The organism is Brasilonema octagenarum UFV-OR1 (assembly GCF_963888615.1).
GTDB lineage: Bacteria > Cyanobacteriota > Cyanobacteriia > Cyanobacteriales > Nostocaceae > Brasilonema > Brasilonema sennae.
In genome coordinates, this window is record NZ_CAWPKW010000254.1 from 1 (window position 1) to 3,449 (window position 3,449).

Here is a 3,449-nt window from a genome sequence, read left to right on the forward strand (position 1 = left end):
CGCTTTTAGCTGCGCTAAAATCTTTCCCTCTCCTTACTAAGGAGAGGGATGCCCGGTAGGGCAGGGTGAGGTTCCGAGTTACAGACAATTAGTATTACAAACAAAAAATTACTTTACATTGCTTATGAAAAAATTAGTGCTCCTCAAGTTTGATGGTAAGATTAATTCCGAATTTCATGTAACTTTAGAAATTGCTAATGACGGAGAAACACCTCATCGAATAATCACAGGTAAGTTACCTGGAAATAATACTATTATCCAATTGTTGAATACATGGCACGATACCTATCGCAGTCGGTATGGTCAATTAAGAATTAAAAATCCAAAGAGTAAAAACGTAAATATCGAAGCTCTTAATGAAGAATGTAAGCTGAAATCACAACAATTACTTGATAGTTTTAACGCCTGGTTACAATCATCAGCTTTTACTCCTATCAGAAGTTGTCTAGAACAATTAGAGCCAGAATCTGAAATCCGGGTGATTATTTGCACGGATTGCCAGGAACTGCGTCAACTTCCCTGGCATTTGTGGGATGTATTAACTAAATATCAAGGCGCGGAAATTGCTTTAAGTTCGCCACAAGCTGAACGTGGAAACCGGACTTACAGAGAAAAGATTAGAATTTTGATTATTCTGGGTGACAGCAGGGACATTAATGTTGATGCTGATAAACAAGAGCTTGAAACATATTGCGGTGAGGCGGAAATTGTCTTACTCAAAGAACCATTAAGAGAGAAATTAAATCAGCATCTGCAAGATAATATCGGTTGGGATATTCTGTTTTTTTCTGGACATTCTCGAACTGAGCGTACACAAGGACGAATTTGGCTGAACAGTCATGATAGTTTGACAATGGCTGAATTGAGGGATGCTTTGCAAATAGCGATTCAGCAACGATTGCAAATAGCATTGTTCAATTCTTGTGATGGTTTGGGTATTGCTTATGAATTAGAACAACTGAATATTCCTCAAGTGATTGTCATGCGGGAACCTGTACCTGATAAAGTAGCGCAGGAGTTTTTGAAGTTTTTTCTCCAACACTTTACAGGTGGTAAGTCTCTGTATATTTCTGTGAGAAATGCGCGAGAACAATTACGCTCACTTGAGGAAAAATATCCTTGTGCAAGTTGGTTGCCTGTTATTGTTCAAAATCAGACGGAAACTCCACCGACTTGGCAAAGTTTGGGCATAATTTCTTTTTGTCCCTACCAAGGATTAGCGGCTTTTGGGGAAGCGAACGCTGAGTATTTTTTTGGTAGAGAGAAGGCGACTTTGCAGCTTGTATCTGCAGTTTACAACAAGCCGTTAGTTGCTGTGGTTGGTGCTTCTGGAAGCGGGAAGTCATCGCTGGTGTTTGCTGGTTTAATTCCTCAGTTGCGTCGGGATACTATTAATAGTTGGCTGATTCTCTCGTTTCGTCCTTTGAAAAATCCTTTTGAGTCGTTAGCTATGGCGTTGGCGGCGGCGTTTAACTTAGAGGATGACGATCGCCACTTATTTGAAGCTAAACTAGAACTCCAACTGCGACAAGATACGTCAACTCTGCAAACAACTATCGAACGCATCCAAACTTTATCTCCCGACTCCCAGCGCCGACTGTTGCTTGTTGGCGATCAATTTGAGGAAATTTATACTCTTTGCGCGGATGCATCGGAACGCAAAATCTTTTTAGATGGATTGCTGCAAGCGGTGAACAATGCACCGTTTTTTACTCTCGTGCTTACTTTGCGGGCAGACTTTTTTAGCAAGGCGCTTGATGATTACGAACCTTTTGGCAAAGCGTTGCAGAATTATCAACCGGAACTACTTGTGCGGATGAGTCGGGAGGAGTTGGAACAAGCGATCGCACTCCCCGCAACTCAGTTAGGCTTTCAGCTAGAACAAGGTTTAACCAACACAATAATACAGCGGTTTTCAGATGAATAGACCACAGTGAGCGAACCAGCCCCAAGCATCATCAGATGAGATTTGCTCAGTAACAATTTGGTTTAATACTTGATTAAGCGCTTCTTTGGTTCGAGCTTTGAAAGACCGCAAACATTGCTTGATTTTTGACCAACACAATTCGATGGGAGACAAATCAGGTGAATAAGGAGGTAAAAAGACTACTTTTGCGCCAACTGATTCAATAGCATCTTGAATTACCGGAGCGTGATGCAGCGATAAATTATCCATGATGACGAATGCTCCCACCCACAACTGGGGTACAAGAACCTCCTGAACGTAGGTCAAAAACACGTCTGTGTTGACACTACCAGAAATACTCATACTAGCAATTAGTCCGTCCATACGAGCGTGCCCCGATTAATGATATATTTTGTCCTCGATTCTTAGGGCAAGAGTCGTATAAGCGTTCACCACGTGGTGCGCGACCATAGTTTCGAGTCATTCCCAGGTTGAGACCTGACTCGTCTATAAATATTAAATTGTGGGGGTCAACAGCTAAAACCCAATCCCGATAATTAAAACGCATCTGTTTTATTCGTGGACTGTCTTGCTCACTGGCATACAAAGTTTTTTTTTATTGGTCAATTCTAACCGTTGAACTGCACGGTGCATGGTTGATATACTCACACTCATGCCACTGCGTTCGGCTAAACGCTCACATAATTCTGACAGTAGGGCATCCGGTTGTTCATTTACTAACTGCTCTACAGCAGGCAAGTTCTCAATTTTTATTTTAGCGATCGCTCCACCTGCATGAGGTTTTGGAGTCACTTGTCCGATGTTTTGATAGCGACGAATCAACCGTTGGACAAACGATAAGCTCACTTTAAAGCGGTCTGCAAGGTGGTCGTTGTGACCCTTCCTTCGCTGTATAAGCATCAATTACGCGTTGGCGTAGATCATTTGAGTAGGGAGCAGGCATTATCGTGAGTATTTTTACTACTCCTCTAGTTTACCCAATTTGTAGTCTACTCAATTGAAAACCGCTGTAAAAAACGAAGAACCTCACCCCGCCCTCCGGGCACCCCTCTCCTTATTAAGGAGAGGGGAACTCGGGATTCCCACGGAGGAGCCAGCACCGTAGGCGGGTTTCCCGACTTGATGCGTCTGGCGTTGGGGATTAGGGGCACCTGGTGAGGTCTTTTTATTGCAAGTAATTAGACGAACTTGATATAATACCGATTCAAAAAATGTTTGCGACAGATGACCCCACCCTCACTTTTCGCTTCGCTAAAATCTTTCCCTCTGGTGAAATCGCACTCTTTGGAATGCCCGACAGGCGTAGGCGTAGGTTGGGTCAAGCGTAGCGCAACCCAACAATAAACGTTTTGTGTTGGGTTTCCTTTCGTCAACCGCCAGACTTGCCTAGGTCGGGAAACCCTCCGTAGGTATCTGGCGTTGGGGTTCCCCCCGTTGTAGCACCTGCCGTGGTTTCCCCCATGAGCGACTGCCGAAAGGGTCTCCCGACTTGAGGCACCTGTCCGTTGAGCCAGTACTTGAT

General features: G+C 43.7%; 4 protein-coding genes. 1 reads left to right on the top strand and 3 read right to left on the bottom strand.

Features of this window, described 5'->3' with window-relative positions; genetic code table 11:
* Positions 1–124: 124 nt before the first annotated feature.
* The gene (locus AC5590_RS20750; protein WP_169268929.1) at positions 125–1,927 is read left to right on the top strand and encodes an nSTAND1 domain-containing NTPase; all 1,803 of its coding nucleotides are present in this window, start codon (positions 125–127) and stop codon (positions 1,925–1,927) included.
* Here AC5590_RS20750 and AC5590_RS20755 read toward each other — a convergent pair.
* The 3 genes from AC5590_RS20755 to AC5590_RS20765 are packed head-to-tail and all read right to left on the bottom strand — an operon-like array spanning position 1,916 to position 2,773.
* Positions 1,916–2,290 carry a transposase gene (locus AC5590_RS20755; protein ID WP_169268930.1) on the bottom strand — a complete coding sequence of 125 codons (375 nt, stop codon included), beginning with the start codon at positions 2,288–2,290 and terminating at the stop codon, positions 1,916–1,918. The two genes, AC5590_RS20750 and AC5590_RS20755, sit on opposite strands and share 12 nt — an antisense overlap.
* Positions 2,271–2,474 (bottom strand): transposase, encoded by a 204-nt coding sequence (locus AC5590_RS20760; RefSeq protein WP_169268931.1) that lies wholly within the window; start codon positions 2,472–2,474, stop codon positions 2,271–2,273. The genes AC5590_RS20755 and AC5590_RS20760 overlap by 20 nt, the downstream gene beginning before the upstream one ends.
* Positions 2,475–2,479: 5 nt before the next feature.
* Positions 2,480–2,773 (bottom strand): COG3415 family protein, encoded by a 294-nt coding sequence (locus tag AC5590_RS20765; protein ID WP_246162758.1) that lies wholly within the window; start codon positions 2,771–2,773, stop codon positions 2,480–2,482.
* Between the last annotated feature and the right edge of the window lie 676 nt (positions 2,774–3,449).